The following is a 20454-nucleotide window of genomic DNA, read 5'->3' on the forward strand; positions in this document are numbered from 1 at the left end:
GCGCGGCGGCGCTTGCGACCGCGAAGCCGATGCCCGCGATCATCGCCGCCGCGACGAGGCCCGGGCCTTGCCATCGGCTGCCGGCGCGAGACGGCATTCCTGCGTCGGCACACACGATCATCTGCTCCGCACACATCCTTTCAGGCTGACATTGCTCTCCTTGTGGCACGTCATTGCTAACCAACAGATAATCCCCATGGTGAAACTGTGATTTTTGTGGCATTGCGGGGCGCGGCAAGGCGTGGCAAGGCGCGCCGGAGGCCCGATCATTTCGACCTGCCGGCGACGCGGGGTTGCGCTAGAGTCGAACGCGGACAACGGAAGGGAATTGATTCATGTTCACCGGCACGGCATTCGTCATCGCGATACTCGTTCTCGCCATCATCTTCATCGCCAAGGCGATCAAGGTCGTGCCGCAAGGCTATGTCTATACGGTTGAGCGCTTCGGGCGGTACACGCACAGCCTGATGCCGGGCCTCGGCATCATCACGCCGTTCATCGACGCCATCGGCTCCAAGGTCAACATGATGGAAACCGTGCTCGACGTGCCGAGCCAGGAAGTCATCACGCGCGACAACGCCATGGTGACGGTCGATGGCGTGGTCTTCTATCAGGTGCTCGACGCGGCGAAGGCATCCTACGAGGTCAACAATCTCAAGATCGCGGTCCTCAACCTCACCATGACGAATATCCGCACGGTGATGGGCGGCATGGATCTCGACGAGCTTCTCTCGCAGCGCGATTCCATCAATGCGCGGCTGCTGACTGTCGTGGACGAGGCGACGCATCCCTGGGGGCTCAAGGTCACGCGCATCGAGATCAAGGACATCGCGCCGCCGCGCGATATCGTCGATTCCATGGCGCGGCAGATGAAGGCCGAGCGCGACAAGCGCGCCGCGATCCTCGAGGCGGAAGGAAGGCGCCAGGCGGCCATTCTTGCGGCCGAAGGGCAGAAGCAGGCCGCCATTCTCGAGGCCGAGGGCCGGCGCGAGGCGGCCTATCGCGATGCCGAGGCGCGCGAGCGCCAGGCGCAGGCCGAAGCGAAGGCGACGCAGGTCGTGAGCGACGCGATCGCGGGCGGCAATGTGCAGGCGATCAATTATTTCGTCGCCTCGAAATATGTCGACGCGCTGAGGGACGTTGCCGCCGCGCCCAATCAGAAGCTCGTGCTGATGCCGCTCGAAGCGGCGAGCGTCATCGGCGCCATTGGCGGGATCAGCGAGCTTGCGCGCGAGGCGATGGGCAGTGGACATGAGGGCGCGCCGCGCCGGCCGCAGGGCCCGCGCCCGTCCTCGGGCTCGGTGCCGCCCGTCTCGAGCGGGAGCTAGTCGATGCCCGATATCGCTCTCGAGGAAATCGGAATGTGGACCTGGTGGGTGCTGGCCGCGGTCTTCGGCATACTCGAGCTGCTGGTGCCGGGCGTCTTCTTCATCTGGCTCGCCGCCGCCGCGGCCGTCGTCGGCGCGCTGCTGCTGGTCGTCGATTTCCCGGTCACGGTTCAGGTGGCGCTCTTTGCCATGCTCTCGGTCGCGGCCGTGTGGGCGTCGCGGCGCTATTTCAGCCGTCATGCGATCGAGACGGATCGGCCGCTGCTCAATCAGCGGGCGCAGAGCTATGTGGGCCGCACCTTCACGCTCGAACAGCCGATCCACAACGGGCGGGGAAAAATCCGCATCGGCGACACGTTCTGGCTCGTGCAGGGGCCTGATCTTCCCGCCGGCGCGAATGTGCATGTGACGGGCACCGAGAGTGGCATCCTCATCGTCGAGGCGGTCCGCTGAAACCCGCGATCAGGCGGGAAGGCAGGCCGTGCCGGACAGCGCGCCATGGGTCGCGCGGACGCTTCGCGTCTCGGTGAAGTCGCGGCAGCGGCGCCCGTCCTTGTCCCGATATTCGCGGACGGGCGTGATCGTGCCTGAAGCCTGCTCGGCGGCGGTCGACCAGCGCACCGGCTCGCCGACCGGCACCTCCATCAGCCTCGCCATGGCGCGGCGATGCTCGGATGCCGCAAGGCCCGAAAGCGTCGGGCCGTTGGAGCCGCCGACCGCATAGCCGACGGCAAGCCCCGCAATGACGGCCGCCTTGAAGCCGCCGCCCGCACCGAAGGCGGAGCCGAGGAGCGCGCCGCCGCCGGGACCGATCAGGCCCGAGCCGCGATCGTCCACCGGCAGCTTGACGAGGGGAACGGGCCGCTTTTCCGTGACCTCGGGCTGGGGCGCCGATGTTTGCGCGCAGGCCGCCAGGGCGAGGGCGGAGCAGACGAGAATGTGGAGGCTCTTCATGGTCAGTCCTTCTTGAGGAAGGGCATGATGATCCGCCGCAGCGCCGGGCTCAGCGCCGCGAGCGCGCCCAGGATGAGGGTCAGAATGGGCAGGTTCTGCGCCGATCCCCTGACGAGGCCCAGAAGCCCCATGCTCAGCTCGTCGAGCCGCTTTTCGAGGATCTCGAAGTCGCGTCGGATTTCGCGCCTCGCGTCTTCCACGGCGCGGTTCGCGAGTTCCATCTCGAGGCGCGCCGCGCGCCCCTCCTTCTTGCTGGCGCCGAGAAGGAGCGCGACGGCGGCGAGGACGACGAGCACGCCGCCCATGATCGCCGCCGCCCAGGCGGGGCCGTAGATCTGCGAAAGGGCGGAATAGGCCGCGAGCACCAGCATGATGATGGCGAGCGTCACGAAGAGCGCGCCAAGGCCGAGCCAGGTCACACGGCGGGCGAGGCGCTTGGCCTCGATTTCGGCGCGCAGGAGTTCCGCTTCGGCGAGGCGGCGCATATTGGGGGTCGGGTCGAGCATGGCGGTTCTCCTATCGCGAGAAGACGCGGCCGAGAAGAAAGCCGATGGCAAGGGCGATGAGGGCGCTCGGCACGGGGTTCCTGTCGATCCTTTGCTGAAGGTCCGCGAGGCTCTCCTGCATGCGCTCGCCGATCTCCTCGGCCGTCTCGAAAGCGGAGCGCGCCTCCTCGCCCGGCGCGGCGGTCTTTTCGGCAAGCGCCGCTTTCGCCGCCTCAAGGGCTTTCGTCAGCTCATCCACCTCGGCCTGAAGCTCCTCGGCCGTCCTGTCCGACTTTTCGTTCATCCCGGTCATGCCTTCCGCTCCCGGATCTACCCGACGCTGCCGCAAAGTTTATCGCTCCCGCGCTCTCGCGCATAGGACGGCGGCGCCGCAGGCAGGGGGCCATCAGAGGTAGGGCGAGGCGAGCCTGACGAAAGCGTCCCGGAGCTTCACCGGCAGGGGGCGGCCGGCGATCTCCTGATAGGTCACGGGCCGCGCGGCCGCGATCTTGCCGTCGATGATGCGGGCGAGCCGGGCGGCGAAATCGCCGCCGTAACATTCGAGATTAAGTTCGAAATTGAGGCGCAGGCTGCGGCCGTCCCAGTTGGCCGAGCCTACGGTCGACCACACATTGTCGACCGTCATGAGCTTGGTGTGCTCGAAGGGGCCTTCCGACTTCCAGACGCGGCATCCGGCCTCGATGAGCCAGAGAAGCTGAGGCGTCGCCGCCCAGTCCACGAAGGGAAGATTGTTCGTGCCCGGCAGGACGATATCGACCTCGACGCCGCGCATGGCGGCGAGCGAAAGGCTCGCGCCGAGGGTCGCATCGGGGAGGAAATAGGGCGTCACGATGCGGATGCGCTCGCGCGCTTCGGAAAGCGCGCCGAGCAGCGTCCAGCGGATCGGGTTCATGCCCATGTCGGGACCGGCGGGCAGGGCGCGCGCGATCGTGTCGCCGTCGATGCCGCTTGCGGCCCCGTCGGGGAACCAGTCCGGCCCGTCGAGGATCTCGCCCGTCGTGAACTCCCACTCATGGGCGAAAGTGTGCATGAGCTGGTGCACCACCGGACCTTCGACGTGAAAGTGATAGTCGATGATGGGCTTGCGCGGATTGTTGCGGACGAGATTGCCTTCCGCGATGTTCATGCCGCCCGTGAAGCCCGTCCTGCCATCGACCACCAGAATCTTCTGGTGGTTGCGCATGTTGAGATAGGGCATCTGCCAGGGCATGAACGAGTGCAGGAACCGTGCATAATTGATGCCGCGCTCGCGCAGGAGCGGAATGAGCGAGGGGCGCGAGTACCAGGAGCCGACGCCATCGATGAGCACGCGCACGCGCACGCCGCGCTCGACGGCGCGCGTCAGTGCGTCGACGAAGACGCGTCCGGCCCTGTCATTGTTCATGATGTAGGTGGAAAGCGCGATGGAGTGCCGCGCGCCGTCTATGGCGGCGATCATGGCGGGATAGGCTTCGTCGCCGTTCTCGAGGATCCCGATCCTGTTGGCGGGCTCAAAACTCTCGGGCAGGAGCTTCAGCCCGAAGCGGGCGAAGCTTTCGAGCCGGCGAAGTTCCTCGTCGCTCGCGACGGGAAAATGCCCTCGCTGCTGATCGGCCGAGATGACGAGCGGCTTTGCGAGCTTCACGCCGCGCAGTTCGCGCGCGCGCCGCTGGATGCGATTGATGCCGAAAAGGAAATAGATCAGCCAGCCGAAGAACGGCACCAGAACGATGAAGCCGACCCAGCCGACGGCGGAGCGAACATCGCTTTTCGTCAGCATGGCATGGCCTGCCGCGAACGCCATGGCGGCGAACTGGATGACGGCCGCCAGAACCGGCCAGAGATGCGTAATCAGCCACATGGACGGGAGACTAGTCCAAGGCGCGCTACTCTCCCACCCCCAGCTGCCCCGACGGGCTAGAAGCTGATTGTGGTGCCCACATAAAGCGCCCTGTCCTCGCCCGGGAAATAGCGCGACTTGCATCCCGTTGGTGCAGGCAGGCAGAAAAGATCGCCCCGATCGGCGTAGCGCTTGTCGAAAATGTTCATCAGGCGGCCGAAAATCGTGAAATTTTCCGTGAGCCTGTACTCCGTCCGCAGATTGAAGAGATCGTGGCCCGGATAGCGGCTGGAATTGGAGGCGTCCATCCAGTAGGCGCCGAGATGAACCCATTCGATCTCGGCCCGGCCGCGATCCTCGTCGAAGGCATAGCCGAGGCGCACATTCGCCACCGTGCGGGGCGCGGTGTCGATGTCGTTGCCGGGGAGGATCGATTCGGGCGCATATCCCGGCTTGGTGATGATGTCGGTGAAATCATAGGTGTGGTGCGCGTAGGAGGCGGAAGCCGCGATGTCGAAGTTCCAGAGGAGCGGCGCCGCGATCTCGGCCTCGATGCCGGTATGCTTCGTGCGGCCGTCGGTGATGTTGTCGCCGTTCGCGTCGCGGAAGGCGAAATTGCGCTTCTTCATGAAATAGGCGGCAAGCTCGTAGCGCACCCGGTCGATCTTTCCGCGCGCGCCGATCTCGATACTGTCGAGAGTTTCCGACCTGATCGCGCTCGGGTTCTGGCCCGTTTGCAGCCGGTAGAGATCGGCGGTCTGGGGCGCGCGCGCGGCGCGGGCGAGATTGGCAAAGCCGATGATCTCGTCGCTGAAGACATGGGTGATGCCGAGCTTGGGCGTCAGATTGCCGAATGTGTCGGTGCGGTTTGCGGGGCGCAGGAAGCGGCCGGTGAGATTGCTCGCGGTGTTGTTGCGATAGTCGTAGCGCGTGATCTCGTAGCGCAGGCCCGCCGTCAGCTCGGTGCGCTCGCCGAGCTCCCAGACCGAATGGAGATAGGGCGCGGCGACGAGCGCCGTCACGTCATAGTCGTAATGCGTGCCCGTCACATAGCCGCCCGCGCCCGGAATGGTGGGCGAGGACTGGATTTCGCGCAGATACCCGTCCGTATATTCGGTGTCGAGGCCGAGAATGAGCCTGTGGCCGCCTTTGAGCGTCAGCGCGTAGCTGCCGAGCAGGCCGCCGGACCAATGGCCGTTCTCCTCCACGGGCGTTCCGGGCTGGAAGTGCATGAGGAAGTTCATGCCGTTCGTGCGCATATAGGGCGTCAGCGCGATCTTCTGCCCATTGCCGAGATCGTGCTCGATCCTTACCGCGCCGCGCACGGCCCAGGCATCGCGATAGGCTTCGGGATTGGCGTTGGCCTTGTAGATCGCGGGGTCCTTGTAGCTTGTCGCGTAGCCCGCCGTCTCCTGATTGAGGTTCATCGCGGTGAGCGTCGCGCGGAGCGTCGTGTCCGGCATGGTCAGGTCGTAGCGGAACTGGCCCTTCTGCTGGCCATAGCCGGAATTCGCGCGGAAGCCGCCATCCTCGCCGAGCGCGAAGGTGCCGCGAAAGCCGTGGCCCGTGCCGTCGCTGTCGCGGATGGTCGTCGATGCGGTTCCGTCGAGATTGCGCACGCCATGCGGGCCGATCTCGCCGGTGAGCGAACCCTCCGGCGCCTCGGAAGGGGCGCGGCTCAGAATGTTGATGAGGCCGTGTTCGGCATTTGAGCCATAGAGCGCGCTTCCGGGGCCGCGCACGATTTCGATGCCGCCTGCGCCTTCGACCATGGCGTCCATGAGTTCGTTGACATTGGCAAATCCCGCCGCGCGCATCGGCACGCCGTCTTCGAGATAGAGGAAGGAGCCCGCGCCCGCCGTGCCGGTGAGGACGGGCGAGCGGATCGCCGTCAGATGCTCGACGCCGCTTCCTTGCTGAATGTCGATGCCGGGCGCGCGGTTCAGAAGCTCGGCCGGCTGGCGTGGTTTCACGAAGTCGGCTTCGTCGCCTGGAATTTTCGTGATGTTGCCGGGATGGGTCGAGCGCGCCTCGCCATATCCGGTTGCGGTCACGACCATTTCGTCGATGGCAGTTGCGTCCTTTTCGGGCGCTTCGTCCGCCTGCGCCGGCAGCGGCGCCGCCGCCGCCAGAAGTACCGCAAGCAATGCGAGATGCGGGCTCGAGCCCCTGGATGCGCCAGAATGTCTCACTTCAGCCTCCCCACGCGGCCCTCATTCGGGCGGGGCCGTCGTTTTTTGCCGGCTTCGTTGGCCGTTATAGCGGGCTTTATAGTCCGCTTCCCCGATCGGTGCAGCATGGCCGGAAATGCCGCAAAACCCAAGAGCCTCGCATCGGGACGCAGGGGCGAGGCGCCAGGGAAAACAGGGCTTGCCGCAGCGTGAAGGCCACCCTAGTTTCGGAGCATGTCTTCGCCGCTCCGTTCCAAGAAGCTGCCTTCCGTTGCGCTGTCGCTCGTTCTGCTGGGCATCATGACGGTGGCGGTCTCCTATTCGCCGACGCTCTATCGCTGGTTCTGCGAGGCGACGGGCTATGGCGGCGCGGTCACGGTGCAGCGCTCGCTCGACGGCGAGAGCTACAAGCGCCAGCCCGATGCCATCGGCCCAGAAATCACCGTCCGCCTCGACAGCAATGTGGCGCCGGGCCTCGACTGGGAATTCAAGCCGGAGGTGACGGCGGTCAAGACCCATATCGGCCTGCCGACCACGGTGTTCTACACGGCGAAGAACCTCTCGAACGAAACCATCGTGGCGCGCGCGACATACAATGTGACGCCCGATCCGGCCGGATATTTCTTCACCAAGACGGAATGCTTCTGCTTCACCGAGGAGAGGCTGAAGCCGGGCGAGAGCGCGCGCATGCCGGTCGTCTTCTATGTCGATCCGGAGATGCTGACGGATACGAGCGCGAAGAACGTCCGCACGATCACGCTGTCCTACACGTTCTTCCGGCAGGATTCGTCGGAGCCGGCCGCTGCCGCGGCGCGCCCGCTCGCCGAAGCGTCCGAGGCCCAGACGAAAGCGCTCGAAACGACGCGCGAGGCCGTGTTCGAGCCGGCGGAGGTCCGGCGGCGCTAGGGGCCCGGAGCGGCGTCCCGCATATGCGCTCCGGCTGCGAGGTGCTGGATGTTTCCCATTTCGGACGAGAATGCCGAGCCGGGCCTGCCGGTCGTCACCATCGGGCTCATCGCGCTCTGCGTGGCGGTGTTCCTCTGGCAGATCACGCTGTCCGATGCGGAAGCCGAACAGGCGGCGCGCCTCTATGGCATGGTTCCGGCAAATGTCTTCGGCCTTGCCATCGGCGGCCAGCCCGCGGCCATACCCGCCTGGGCGACGATCTTCACATCCATGTTCATGCATGGCGGGCTCGCCCATATAGGCGGCAACATGCTCTATCTCTGGATTTTCGGCGACAATGTCGAGCATGCGATGGGGCGAGCGAGGTTCCTCCTCTTCTATCTCCTCGCCGGAACGATCGCCGCGCTCGCGCAGGCATTGCAGGTGCCTTCATCCGACGTGCCGATGATCGGCGCGAGCGGCGCCATATCGGGCGTGCTCGGCGCCTATCTCCTTCTTCACCCGTTCGCGCGGATTCGCGTCCTCATCATGCCGCTGCCATTTTTCATCCGTATCGTGAATATTCCGGCCGTGGCGGTTCTCGGCTTCTGGTTCCTGATCCAGTTCCTGAGCGGGATGGCAAGCCCTGCCGATCAGGGCGGCGTCGCCTTCTGGGCGCATATAGGCGGCTTCGTCGCTGGCGTGGTGCTGGTGCCGTTCTTCAAGCGGCGCGGCGTTTCTCTCTTGCAGCAGGAGCGAAGCCGCGTTTTCGATGCCCGCCGCGAGGATGAGCGCGGCCATGACCGGCAAGGCGGCTGGCGGCGCGGCCCGTGGGATCGCTGAGCCTTTAGCGCGCGATCACCGCGAAGCGGCATGAAAGGCGCATTTCCGCGCCGGGCGCGAGGACGACGAGGCCGGTGACCTCGGCCCCCTCCGGCCGGTTGACGGCATCGGGCACATGGCTCACCGGCTCGACGCAGAAAAAATCCTCATCCTGCGGCGTATAGATCACGAGGTGATCCGAGCCTTGCCGCTCCAGCCGAAGGGCGAGCGGGCAATCCTCCCAGTCAATGAGAACGGGCCCGCCGCCGCCCGAGAAGCAATGGTCGAGCGCAAGCGGCGCAAGCGCGCGAGGCGTCGAAAAATCCCATGCTGGCGGCACGGCGACACGCCGCAGCGGCAGGCGATCGGGCGCCGCGTCCCAGACAAAGGGCAGGCGGGCTTCGAGCCGCGCGCGGGTGCGACCGGGAAAGAAGGGATGGAGGCCGAGCCCTCCCGGCATCGCTTCACCGGCACGGTTCGTGAGTGTGAGCGTGATCGTCAGCGCTTCGTCGTCGAGCGCGAAACTCTCGCGCGCGGTGAAGGGCCAGGGCCATTCGCCGGCGTCATGGCGAAGGGACAGCGTGGCTTCGCTCTCCGATACCGCCTCCACGGACCATGCGCGGCGCCAGCCAATGCCGTGGATCGCATGGGGCGGGCTGATGGGATCGGGCGTGAGCGCGACCCGGCGGCCATTGAAGGTGAAGCGACCTTGCGCGATCCGGTTGGAGAAGGGAACGAGCGGATAGCAGGCCATGGCAAGCGGGTTCGCCGCTTCCGCGACCGTCGCGCGCAGGTCGAAGGGGCGGAGCATGTGCCGGCCGCCGGCCGAGAAGGCGGCGAGGCTTCCTCCCGCCTCCGGCGCCACGATGGCGCTGAGGTCGCCGTGGCGGAGCGTGAGAAAGGCGCTCCGCATCGCGTTCAGACGGGCGGTATGATGTTTTCGAGCGCCATTGCTTCCGTGCTTCTTCCCCGCGACGCAAGGAGGCTCGAGACGAAGGACGTGCCGGCGAGATCGGGCTTCAGGGCCAGCGCGTCGAGGAGCAGCGCGTCGGCGGCCGCGGGGCGCGAGGCCGCGAGCGCCTTCGAAAGCATGGCGATATAGATGGGCCCGAAGCGCTTCTTGTGGAGATCGTAGATCCTGAGCGCGAGATCCGGGCGCTTTTTTGCCGCGCGCAACGCAATCGTCGCGGTGCGCAGGGGGAGCGGCTTGCGGCGCTGGCGCACGAAGCGGTTGATCGCGGCCCGGTCGCCCGCCCGGCAGAGGCCGACGAGGTCGATGAAACCATCATCCCGTGCGAAGACGCGCGAGACTTCATGGCCGACGGACGGCACATTGATGAGGTGGATATTCGGAAGGCGCAACGACGCATAGGCGTCGAATTGCGGCCGGCCGGAATGCTGGAGATCGCAGAATATGTAGATCTCGCCCGACATCTCGTCCGGCTTCGGATGCATGCCGGTGTGAAGCTCGGGCCGGAAATAGGGGATGGGCTGGCGCATGTCGTTCGGGATGGCTGCGCGGTCGATGGTGTATTGCGGGGCCGTGACGACGACGGTCGAGGCGCCGAGAAGGCGGCTGTGCTTGATCGCCGCATAGCCGCCCATGCTGTGGCCGACGGTGATGATGCGTCCCTTGAAGCGGTCGAGCAGGTCGCGGTGCCTGGCGGCGAACTCCTCCACATCGGCGCGGGGAAACCAGTTGGGCGAACGCGCCGAAACGCCGATCGCGTTCACGCGCCGCCGCTCGACCATCGGCTTGCCCCAGAAGTTCTTGCCGTCGGCGAGATAGGCGATTTCCCCGAAGCTGACGAGAAGGTAGTCCGTGTCGCCTGGGTGGAAGAGAAATTCCATGTCCCGGCCCGAGTGAATCAGCATCGACCTTCTCCCAAAAATTTTATTCAAAAGCTACATAAGGCGAATTATTTGGCCAAGCGTTTGGTTCGGATCATTCCATGGCGGATGAACAGGCCGTGCAGGAAGGAGCCGGGAGGCGGCGTCCTGTTCCTGTCGATGACGCGGCTCTGCAGCACCTCGTTCCAGAGGTGGAGGAACCAGCCCGGACGGGCAAGCTCCGCCACCCATTCCGTCCGTTTCGGACCAGAATGACTGAAAGAGGTGGGGCATGACTCCTGTGCCGGATGTGCGAGGGAGATCAGATGGCGAGAGCCGGTGAGGGCGGCGTTGCAACCGTCCGGATGAAGCCGGTGAGTGCGTCGCGCATCGCCGCGCTGTTGAAGCGGGCGGCGGTGGCGCGCCCCTCGGCGATCATGGCGTGGATGAGCGGATCGCCTTGCTCGATGCCGGTGACGGCGCGGTGGAGGTCGTCCACGACTTCCTCGATCTCGTCATTATAGTGCCAGAAGCCGTTTCGCGGCGTCGCATATTCGAGCCCGCCATAGCCGTGATAGCCGACGACAGCGCAGCCCGCGGACATGGCCTCGAGAGACATGAGCGGGCAGGATTCGAGATGGCCGAGCGCAAGATAGACATGGGATTCGCCCATGATCTCGGCGGCGCACGCTTCCGAGATGCCTTCGATCGGCTTCCACGGGATGTGCCGCATATGCGGAAACTTGGTGACGAAGACCCTGCGGATGATGTCCGCGTGCCAGCGCAGCTTGCGCGGCGAGAATGCGATCTGCATCCTTTTCTGTCGTGGGCGGAATATTTCCGCATCGACGGCGATCGGCATGAAGGCAATGTCGTCATAGCCGAAGACGCGCGCCAGCATGTTCCTCGTGGTGTGAGCGACGCAGAGGGTTTTCGCGAATCCGAGTTCGCGCGGCGTCTGCCGGGCGAAGAATTCGTTGCCGAAGAGATTGTAGGGGTTCTGGCAGAAGAGGACCTTCGTCGCGGGCAGCCTCTGCTTCAGCAGATCGATGAAAGGCTTGTTCAGCGCTTCGGGGAAAATCAGAATGTCTTCCGGCGCGATCCTGACCGTTGGTTCTGCGATCACGGTTGCCGTGGTGTCGAGCCAGGTCGGCGCGCCCGCGGGCTGCCAGATCATGGCGTCATAGCCGCTCTCCTTCAGAAGTTCCACGCAGCGATAGGCGATCTTGATGCCGCCCGTGATCCGCTGAGGTGCGAAGAAATTCGGAAAGATAATTCGCATCCGGGTTTCGCCTTGCTGGTGGCTAGAGCGGGCGTTGCGGCGCCGCGCCGTAAAAGGATCGCAGATGCACGATCATGATGATGGCGACGATCCCGCAGATGAGGAGGGCGGGCGTCGTCGGGAAGAGACGCACCCGGCCGAACTCCCTCGGGCGCCGCTCGAGCCAGGCGGACCAGACGATGCCGGCAATGCTGAGGACAAGGATACCGAGCGTTACATTGAATGACAGAAAGTCGTCCATCCGTTCTTCAGCCCCTCCGCCCGAGCGTATTGAAATTCGCGCTACACTAACGTCTTGCCATCCGGCCGAAAAGCGACATCGTCGGGCGAATCATGTGACCTGCCAGGGCCTTGCGTCGGCGAGCTGGCGCTCCTGTCCCATCAGCGCCGCGAGCTGCTTCTGGCCGGGCGTGAAGGCGGGCGCGACCTCCACCATGTGCCTCGCGATCTCCTGCGCCTCGCCGGGCATCGTCGCGGCGAGGGCGCGGCTCAGAAGCAGCATATAGGGAGGCGAGAAGCGCTCCCGGTTGCTGGTCCAGATGCGATAGGCCGATGCGGGATGGCGGACCGCGCGGCGCGCGGCGACGATCTGCAGGCGCAGGCTCGATGCGTATCGGCATTGGCGGACAAAGGCTTTCAGGGCCGTCTCGTCGCCCGAGCGGGCAAGGTCTATAAGCGTCGGCAGCCTTTCGTCGCGGGCGAAGATCTTGATCGCTTCATGATCCGTAAACGGAAGATCGACAAACGACAAAGCGTCATGGCCCATGTCGCGATATTTCTCGAATGAGCGGCGCCAGTTGTGCCATGGGTCGCGAAGAATGTAGATGCGCCCGCCGAGATCCTCGCGCCGCGGATGCATGTCCCTGTGGAGCGCTTCCACATAGAAGGGCGGATCTGGCCGATCCGTGCGGCCGCGCATGGCCGGGTTCAGCGAATATATGGGGCAGCTTGCGATGACTGTCGTCGCGCCGAACGCCTTGCTGAACTTGATGGCGCCGAAGGCGCCCATGCTGTGCCCCATGAGCACGATATCGCCCTTGAAGCCGCGGAGGATGTCGCCATGGCGGGCCAGGAATTCGCGGATGTCGTCACCCGGCATGAACCAGTCCGGCTTGCGGCTGACGACACCGATGGCGGTGATGTCTTTCCGCTCGATCATCGGCTTGCCCCAATAGCTCTTGCCGTCGGCGAGCAGGGCGATCTCGTTGAAGGTCACGAGCAGATAATCGCTCCTGCCCTCATGGAAGAAGAACTCCGTATTTCTGGCGGAGTGGATGAGCATCGCCGGATGGCCTCTGGGTTCATGGTGCGAACACAGGGCTCGTAACCGATTTCATGCCGTCATGTCATGCGGGTTTCAACCGCTCCGGCGAGGACATCCTCATGGCCGCGCCCCCATCCTCCGGCTACGTATGTTCTCGCAAAGTGATTCGGTGCCGGTTCCGTCTGCCGCCTGCACCTCATTTCGCAAGCGTGTGTAACAAGTTGGTGCTTTTTGGTGCTTTCTCGTCCGCCGGGGGACATCGGGCGCGCTGGCGATCGTTTTGATGCGTCGACCGACTTATTCATACGTATTAGTGCAGTGTTTTCATTCTTTTTTATGAGGTGCCGCTGTTCGTGCCGCCCCCTGCTTCCGGCAGTTCGGCGCGACGTTCAAAACCCGCTTCTGGCATTCTTTTCATTGTCTTTCCTGTTCCGAAGCGGTCTCCGGACCGGGGTGCGTTGGGCGCCTTCTTCGGGCACCTCACGATGCAATGGCGCGTAATGACTACCAACTCGCTGTGGTAGTACATCCATTAATTCATTTGATTTAACATAGTGATTTATTCGGTCAATAGATTTAAAGCTGTAAAAAATCAATAATTCGTTCATGAAAAATGGCGGAATTCTGCGATTTTACAGCAAATTGAGATTGTAAACTTCTGTACCGATTAACTAACATGCCCCGATCAATACCGTGCGGCTCGGACTGTGCGGTCCGAACTGTGTGTATGAAAGCCTGTGGGGGCACCAATGGAAGCCAAGACCAATATCCGCCGACTGCTTGCCGGTACTTCGTTCGTTGCCCTTCTCGCGGCTTCCGACGCTGTGCTTGCGGCGGGTGTGACCGTCAGTGGATCGACGTCTGCCCCCGTGCTTGTCGAAGTGACAGCGGTGGATTTCATCGACGTGACGGCGTCAGGCAAGATCACCGTAACGAGCTCGTCCGATCCCGCAGCCGGCATTCGCGTGGGCGATGAAGGCTCTGTTCTGGGCGACATCGACAACAGCGGCCTCATCAGGGTCACCGGCGTGAATGAGGCGGTCGGCATTCTCGTGACCGACGACGCCGAGGTCGGCGGCGACATCGTCAACGCGGAAGGCGGCGCGATCATCGTGCACGCGACCGATCAGTCGGCTTCGGCCAGCGCATTCGCCGGCGGCATGCTTGCAAACGTGTCGACCATCTATGGCGACATCGTGAACGAGGGGTCGATCACTGCGCGCGCGAAAGCCAGCGCGAATGTGAATGTCACGGATTCCGATTCCGCCCATGCACTCGGAACGGCCTTCGCGGTCGCATCCGGCATCGGCGCGGGTTGGATCGGGCTTCCCGGCAATGTGGGTCACGTCGATCACATCATGGGCGCGGTCGTAAACGAGTCCGACGCGGAGCTTGTGGTGCGCGCGCATGCGGCGGCCAACAACCATGCGGTCGCGACCGGGTCTTCGGCAATGGGTGGTGCTGAGGCGGTTGCCTCCGCCGATCAGGTCATGGCTCTGGCCTACGGCGTCATCAGCGATGCCGGCCCCTCGGGCACCATTGATGGTTACGTCGCCAATGTGGGCGAGGTGGCTGTTGTGGCGAAGGCAACAGCGGTGAACTATGCCGAGGCGCATGGCATCGATGGTCTCTTCCATAACGATCACGATGCCGTCGCCAAAGCGATCGGCAGCGCATATGCGGGCGCCGTCGGTGTCGGTGCGTGGGCCGATGTGATGGGCACGGCCGGCGCGTCCATGGCCGGCCTTATCGCCAATGTCGGCGAGCTCAATGTTCTGGCCCACGCCCTGACGACCAACACGGCCATTGCGGATGCCTCCGCCGGTCAGGCGGCCTCGGCGACCGCCTTCGGCATGGCCGAGGCGCAAGCCGCCGGTCTCAACAACGGGGTCAGCTCGCTCACCGGCGGTATGCTCAATATGGGCGCCATCGACGTGATAGCGGTCGCCGGGTCGCGCAACAAGGCGAACGTCATCGACGAAGAGAATGCCTATGAGCTGGGTTCGGCGAGCGCGTCGGGCGCCGCGTCGGCCGAAGCAGTCGGCATGAAAATGGGAGATCTCACCGGCACGCCCAGCGGCGTCGTTTTCGCCGGGGATTATTCCGAGTTCCCCGTCATCTTCAATGGCGGGGAACTCGAAGTCAGTGCGGTCGGTGCCGTTCAGAACCAGGCCGTCGTCGACATTAATGCCGGCCCGGCGACCGCCGAGGCGGGTGCGGAAGATCTGCAAGCGCGGGCGGCTGCCGTCGGCATGATGCTTGTGGGAGCGGACGCATTCGCCGCCGGCTCCTCGGGCGCATCCTATGCCATCGGAAACGGAGGGACGATCCTCGCCGAGGCGACCGCCCAGATGAGCAACAGCGCTCTGGCGTCCGGCACATCGCTCGCAGTCGCTAATGCGGCAGGACAGGTGACCGCAGTTGCGGCGGGTGTCGATATCCGCTTCGATGAGGTTGTCGGCCAGGTGGAGAACCGTGGCGAGATCAACGCCAATGCGCTCGGGCTGCTGCAAAACGTAGCCGGCGCCACGGTTGCAGGAGGCGATGCCACCGCGTCCGCCACGGGCGGCGCGATGTCGAATGCGGCCGGTTTTGTCGCCCAGGTCAACACCCTGACCGGTGATTTCATCAACTTTGCAAGTGGGACAATCGACGTCGCCGCTTCTGCCGGCGTCGCCAATTCGGCCATCGCTTCCGGAACCAGCCTGAACATCGGTGACGTGAGCGCCCTGGCCAGCGGTGCGGCTTTTGCGCAGGCCCTGGGCTTTGGTCTGGCGGGCAACAACGATGGCACCACGATTTTCGGCGATATCCGCAATGCGGGCACGATCGATGTGAGCGTGGCCGCGTCGACCACGAATTATGCGTCGGCCGAAAACGGGTTCGGCGATGTCGACGCATCCGCCCGATCGGCCGGTGACAAGATGCCGAACGCATCTGCGCGCGGCATCTTTGTTGCGCTCGATGACGCGGAAGGCAATGTCGACAATTCGGGCGACGTTTCTGTTTCCGCTGCGGCGCGGGCCATGAATTCGGCTATAGCGAGCTCGCTCGGCAGCGGGGCTGCGAATGCCGCGGCGTCCGGCCGTCAGATCGCCACGGCGGACGGCATCGTCATTAATGCCGATCACGTCGGCGATATCGGGAATTCGGGTACCATCGAGGTTTCGGCCGTCGCGAGCATCGGCAACTATGCCGAAGCAGATGCGGTTGAGGGAGATGCTCAGGCCAGCGCGTATGGCAGCGCCAATGCCATTGCGAACGGTCTTGTGGTCGACACCTATTCGATCCTCGGCGGAGTCGAAAACAGCGGGGATATCTACGTTTCGGCGGTCGCGGGCGCCTGGAACGGCGACGCCGTCATCGGCGGCCCGACCCTCATGAGCGCGGACACGTCGTTCGTTGGCTTTGCGCTGGCGGACCTTGATTCCTTTGTCAATCCCGGACAAGGCGGCGCCTTTGCGGCGGGGACAGGTTCAGTAAGCGCATCGGCCACGGGAGATGCCGCCGCACGGGCTGTCGGCCTGAGTGTCTACACCTCATCAACAATTTCAGGCGATATCGCGAATAGCGGCGACATTTACGCTGCTGCGTTTGCCGTTACAACCAATGGCGCGCATGCTTTCGTTTCCGATCATGGCGAAGCGAATGCCGCTGCCCGCGGGCAGGGCGCTGTCGCCGAAGCCGCGGGCATGAGCATTTATGCTCAGGAGCTTGGCGGCGGGGTCGACAATATCGGTTCCACGAGCTTTGGCGGTGCGGCGATCAATGTCGCCGCCATTGCCGGCTCCCTTAACCATGCTGTGGCCTCCGCCTCCGCGTCGGGCACGACCCTCTCGCTGGTCGACGCAAGCGCAGTGGCCAGCGGCAGTGCCTTCGCCTTTGGGCATGGTCTGAGAATCGTTTCAGAGCAAGGTCTCGATGGTAACGTCAGCAATAATGGCGAAATCTCAGTTCTCGCGGCAGCTGGAACCTTCAACAGTGCGGATGCGAGGACCTCGAACGGCAATGCCACTGCGCAGGCGCGGGACGTGAACCTGACCATCGCCAGCGCAACCGGACTGAACGTCAGTGCAGGAACGCTCCTTGGCAGCATCGAGAACGCCGGTGATATTCAGGCGGTCGCATTCGGCCTTTCCTACAATGACGCCATCGCGCTGGCCTCCTCATACAATGGCAGCGCAAGAGCGTCCGCGACCGGCGGTGCAGACGTTCAGGCTCTTGGCATCAATGTGGCTGGCTCCATCCTCATGGATAGCTTCGTCAATGAAGGGGACATTGACGCGATCGCCGCTGCGATGATCGACGACGCGGCTCTGGCATCCGGCTATGAAGCGAGGGCCGACGCCACCAACTACAGCGGCAGTGCCAACGCAACCGGGATCCGCATTGCGTTGAATTCTGTTGGCGGAGCGATCGCCAATACGGGCGACGTCAATATCATGGCCGCCGTCATGGCGAGCAATTCAGCCGAAGCGAATGGCGTCGGCAGCGCCTATGCGCAGGCGAGCGGAGAAGCTAACGCCTTGGCGATGGGCATCTTCGTCGATGTGCCCATGGTGAACGGCGGGACGGATTACGACTACAGCTTCTCGAATAGCGGCGACATCTATGTAGCGGCGCTCGCCCAGTTGCGGAATAGCGCCAATGCCAATGCATCGGGCGGCGATGCGTGGGCCACTGCATCGGGAACGAATGTTGAGGCAACCGCCACCGGCATCCGAATCATCGGTGGTAATTTCAACGGCACGATTTTCAACGACGGAGACATCTTCGTCAGCGCGATCGGCAATTCGATCAATTCGGCAAGCGTGGTTGCTTCCGACGACGCCGAGGCTGTAGCCATCGGTTCGGCCTACGCCTACGCCAACGGCATCGGTTTCTACTCCAGCGGCTCCAGCTACGGCTATTCCGAGGTCGATGGCGATCTTCTCAACGAGGGCGACATCACCGTCGGCGCGACGGCTCTGGTATCCAATATCGCCAGTGCCGAAGGTGACCGCGCCTGGGCCTATGCGGGGCTCGACGATGACGAATATGACTATAACAGGGCATTCGCCTCGGCTTATGGCTTTTACGGCGACTTCTCCACGATCTTCGGCAACTTCGAGAATTCGGGCGATATAACAGTCTCGGCCAATGCCGTTTCCCGCAATGAAGCAACCGCGCAGGGTGTCACCGACGCCAATGCATCCGCTTCTGCCAGCGCGAGCGCCACGGCGGTTGGTCTGGAGATCGATGCCTACTCCATCGACGGTGACGTGACGAACAGCGGCGCGATCACGGTTTCGGCCGCTGCCATCACGACCTCAAAGGCCAATGCTGTCGCGCAGTCGGGTTCAGCGGTCGCTTATGCCTATATGGATACGGCGAGCGCAGAGGCGACCGGTCTCAGCGTGGATGTCGAGACGATTGCCGGAAGCTTCAGCAACTCGGGTGACATCAGCGTTCACAGCACGGCGGCGGCCATCATCTCCGCTACCGCTACTGGCAGGGGCTATGCCTCTGCTTACGGCTCGGCGGATGACGTGGATGCGGATGCGGTGGGCGTTGATTTCTGGGCCTATTCACTCGGAGGTGACTTCACCAATACGGGCGATATCACGGTCGTCGCCGATGCAAGCTATGCTGTGACGGCAAAGGCCAAGGCGCTCGAATCCGGCAATGCCTATGCGGATATCGGGGCTTGGTCGGCCGAGGCCACCGCTACCGGTCTCAATATTCGCATCCAGAGTGTGCTCGAGGGCGATTTCGACAACAGCGGAGCGATTTCCGTTCATGCCATCGCGAGCGTGAGCGCGCATGCGACGGCGACGGGCGTCAGCTATGCGCGGGCGACGGCTGAAGCCTCCGCCTCGGCCGAAGCGGTCGGCATCGACTTCTATGCCTCGTCGATGGGAGGCGACTTCACGAATAGCGGCGCCGTCATGGTGAAGGCGGAAGCGATCGGCCACACCTCGGCGAAGGTCAGCGGGCAGACAAGCAGCGCCTATGGCTCCGACGAAGGGGACAGCGAGAGCTATGCCCAGGCCACCGGCATCAGGGCCGAGTTCGGGGGATATTTCGACGGTTCGTTCATCAATGACGCGGCCGTCAAAGCCATTGCATCGGCGAAGAATTACAGCCACGGCGAGGCAATCGCGACGGGCATTGGCACTGCATATGCGACAGCCGATGCCTCGGCATCCGCCGACGCGATCGGCGTTTCGCTCAGCACCGGATTCGCCGGGATTGCCGGCAATATCGAGAACAGCTCGAGCATCGAAGCTGTGGCCAATGCTTTCGCTTCGGCCGTTGCTATCGGCGTGACGTCATATGCCTCCGCCAGCGCCGACGCATCGGCGACAGGTCTCCGGGTCAACAGTCACGGGTCGATCAACGGTTCCTTCTCAAACGCGGGCGACAATTCCCCGTCCATCAAGGCCCTTGCCATCGCTCAGGCCAAGGCCGATGGCGGCAGCGGGACTGCCGAAGCCTATGCGGACGCAATCGGCGTATCGTTCTATGTGGATGGGACGCTCGGCGGAGGATTTTCCAATTCGGGCGACATTGTCGGCGAGGCGCTTGCCATGGCGACGGGCATCGATGAGGTGACCGCTTCGGCGATTGCCACTGGCGTGTCTCTCAATGCCTCGGGTGTCGGCGACTTCATCTTCAATGAAGGCCTCATCCGGGCGGCGGCTTCCGCCAATGTGGAGGCGACTGCGGACGGCTATGCCCGGGGATTTGCGCAGGCGAAGGGCCTCGACCTCAATGTCAATGGAGATGTCGATGGCGGCATCTACAATCTCGGCACCGTCGAGGCGCTGGCCATTGTGCATGCGACGCCTGTGACGGACGCCGTAGGTACAGCCAATGCGACGGCCATGCATGTTCAAGTGACCGGAGAGGTCCTGCCTTACGGCAGCGAGACTTCAATCGCGCTGGGCAATGCGGGGCTCATCAGGGCGGCGGCGGTCGACCCGCTTCTCGCGAATGCGCGTGGTCTCGTGGTCAATGGCGGCACCTACCGGGGTGACCTCGTGAACTTTGAAACCATCGAGGTCCATGCGACGGCGGCGGCAGACGGTGGTTCGGCCAATGCGACCGCGCTGACGCTCGAGAACGGCGTGGTGGTCGATGGCGAGTTCGTCAATAGCGGCGTCATCGCCGCCTTCGCCAAGGGCGACAATGCCAATGCGACCGCCATCAAGATCACAGGCGGAAGCCATATTTACGACGGCATCGTCAATGAGGGCGTGATCGCCGCCATCGCGACCGGCGAGAATGTGTCGACGGTTGCCATCGATCTCGATGGCGCGGGCAGCGGCCATACGATCGATCAGATCGGCGGCGAGCTGGAGTACTCCGGTATCTATGGCGATATCAGGATGCTGAACGGTCAGTCCGACCTCATCAACTGGAGCGGCGGCAAGATTGGCGGTGAGCTCGGCGACAAGACGATCCACAGCAATATCTATGGCGACAGCAACGACTCGCTGAACGTCTTTGCCGGAATCGACAGCGAGTTCGATTTCGCTGACGACATCCAGGGCCTGCGCACGATCAACGTCAATACGGGCGACGTGGAAGCCGATGCGGTGAAGCTGACGG

At 63.8% G+C, this 20454-nt stretch carries 15 protein-coding genes; 5 read left to right on the forward strand and 10 right to left on the reverse strand.

Features of this window, described 5'->3' with window-relative positions; translation table 11 throughout:
* Nucleotides 1-335 precede the first annotated feature (335 nt).
* Entirely contained in the window at nucleotides 336-1328 is a 993-nt protein-coding gene (locus WBG82_RS10890; RefSeq protein WP_424424551.1) for an SPFH domain-containing protein, read from the forward strand.
* A gap of 3 nt (nucleotides 1329-1331) precedes the next feature.
* Nucleotides 1332-1781: an NfeD family protein gene (locus WBG82_RS10895; RefSeq protein ID WP_424424552.1), complete on the forward strand. Its 450-nt coding sequence runs from the start codon at nucleotides 1332-1334 to the stop codon at nucleotides 1779-1781.
* A gap of 9 nt (nucleotides 1782-1790) precedes the next feature.
* On the opposite strand, the gene WBG82_RS10900 is transcribed toward WBG82_RS10895, so the two are convergent.
* From WBG82_RS10900 to WBG82_RS10920, 5 genes are all read right to left on the reverse strand, one after another.
* On the reverse strand, nucleotides 1791-2282 hold the full coding sequence (locus WBG82_RS10900) for an RT0821/Lpp0805 family surface protein (protein ID WP_424424553.1): 492 nt from the start codon (nucleotides 2280-2282) through the stop codon (nucleotides 1791-1793).
* A 2-nt stretch (nucleotides 2283-2284) separates the two neighbouring features.
* A complete protein-coding gene (locus WBG82_RS10905) occupies nucleotides 2285-2788 on the reverse strand; it encodes a phage holin family protein (RefSeq protein ID WP_424424554.1) in 504 nt (167 codons plus the stop codon).
* Nucleotides 2789-2798: 10 nt separating this feature from the next.
* Nucleotides 2799-3080, reverse strand: a complete 282-nt coding sequence (locus WBG82_RS10910) for a hypothetical protein (protein ID WP_424424555.1) — start codon at nucleotides 3078-3080, stop codon at nucleotides 2799-2801.
* A 93-nt stretch (nucleotides 3081-3173) separates the two neighbouring features.
* Nucleotides 3174-4628: a phospholipase D-like domain-containing protein gene (locus WBG82_RS10915; RefSeq protein WP_424424556.1), complete on the reverse strand. Its 1455-nt coding sequence runs from the start codon at nucleotides 4626-4628 to the stop codon at nucleotides 3174-3176.
* Nucleotides 4629-4684: 56 nt separating this feature from the next.
* Nucleotides 4685-6799, reverse strand: coding sequence for a TonB-dependent receptor (locus tag WBG82_RS10920; RefSeq protein WP_424424557.1), 2115 nt, complete (start codon nucleotides 6797-6799; stop codon nucleotides 4685-4687).
* 213 nt (nucleotides 6800-7012) lie between these two features.
* On the opposite strand from WBG82_RS10920, the gene WBG82_RS10925 reads away from it, so the two are divergent.
* Nucleotides 7013-7684 (forward strand): cytochrome c oxidase assembly protein, encoded by a 672-nt coding sequence (locus WBG82_RS10925; protein ID WP_424424558.1) that lies wholly within the window; start codon nucleotides 7013-7015, stop codon nucleotides 7682-7684.
* 48 nt (nucleotides 7685-7732) lie between these two features.
* Nucleotides 7733-8506: a rhomboid family intramembrane serine protease gene (locus WBG82_RS10930; protein ID WP_424424559.1), complete on the forward strand. Its 774-nt coding sequence runs from the start codon at nucleotides 7733-7735 to the stop codon at nucleotides 8504-8506.
* 4 nt (nucleotides 8507-8510) lie between these two features.
* Here the strand turns inward: WBG82_RS10930 and WBG82_RS10935 are convergent, their stop codons facing one another.
* The 5 genes from WBG82_RS10935 to WBG82_RS10955 all read right to left on the reverse strand — a co-directional run bounded on the left by WBG82_RS10935 (nucleotide 8511) and on the right by WBG82_RS10955 (nucleotide 12879).
* Complete coding sequence (locus tag WBG82_RS10935; RefSeq protein ID WP_424424560.1) at nucleotides 8511-9398, reverse strand: aldose 1-epimerase; 888 nt, start codon at nucleotides 9396-9398, stop codon at nucleotides 8511-8513.
* 5 nt (nucleotides 9399-9403) lie between these two features.
* Complete coding sequence (locus WBG82_RS10940; RefSeq protein WP_424424561.1) at nucleotides 9404-10360, reverse strand: alpha/beta fold hydrolase; 957 nt, start codon at nucleotides 10358-10360, stop codon at nucleotides 9404-9406.
* A gap of 277 nt (nucleotides 10361-10637) precedes the next feature.
* A complete protein-coding gene (locus tag WBG82_RS10945; protein ID WP_424424562.1) occupies nucleotides 10638-11597 on the reverse strand; it encodes a hypothetical protein in 960 nt (319 codons plus the stop codon).
* A gap of 22 nt (nucleotides 11598-11619) precedes the next feature.
* Nucleotides 11620-11838 carry a hypothetical protein gene (locus WBG82_RS10950; RefSeq protein WP_424424563.1) on the reverse strand — a complete coding sequence of 73 codons (219 nt, stop codon included), beginning with the start codon at nucleotides 11836-11838 and terminating at the stop codon, nucleotides 11620-11622.
* A 90-nt stretch (nucleotides 11839-11928) separates the two neighbouring features.
* Entirely contained in the window at nucleotides 11929-12879 is a 951-nt protein-coding gene (locus WBG82_RS10955) for a hypothetical protein (protein WP_424424564.1), read from the reverse strand.
* A 731-nt stretch (nucleotides 12880-13610) separates the two neighbouring features.
* Here WBG82_RS10955 and WBG82_RS10960 point away from each other — a divergent pair.
* A partial coding sequence (locus WBG82_RS10960; protein ID WP_424424565.1) for a hypothetical protein occupies nucleotides 13611-20454 on the forward strand: 6844 nt, incomplete at its 3' end.

It is taken from the genome of Parvibaculum sp. (assembly GCF_049671045.1).
Classification (GTDB): Bacteria; Pseudomonadota; Alphaproteobacteria; order Parvibaculales; family Parvibaculaceae; genus Parvibaculum.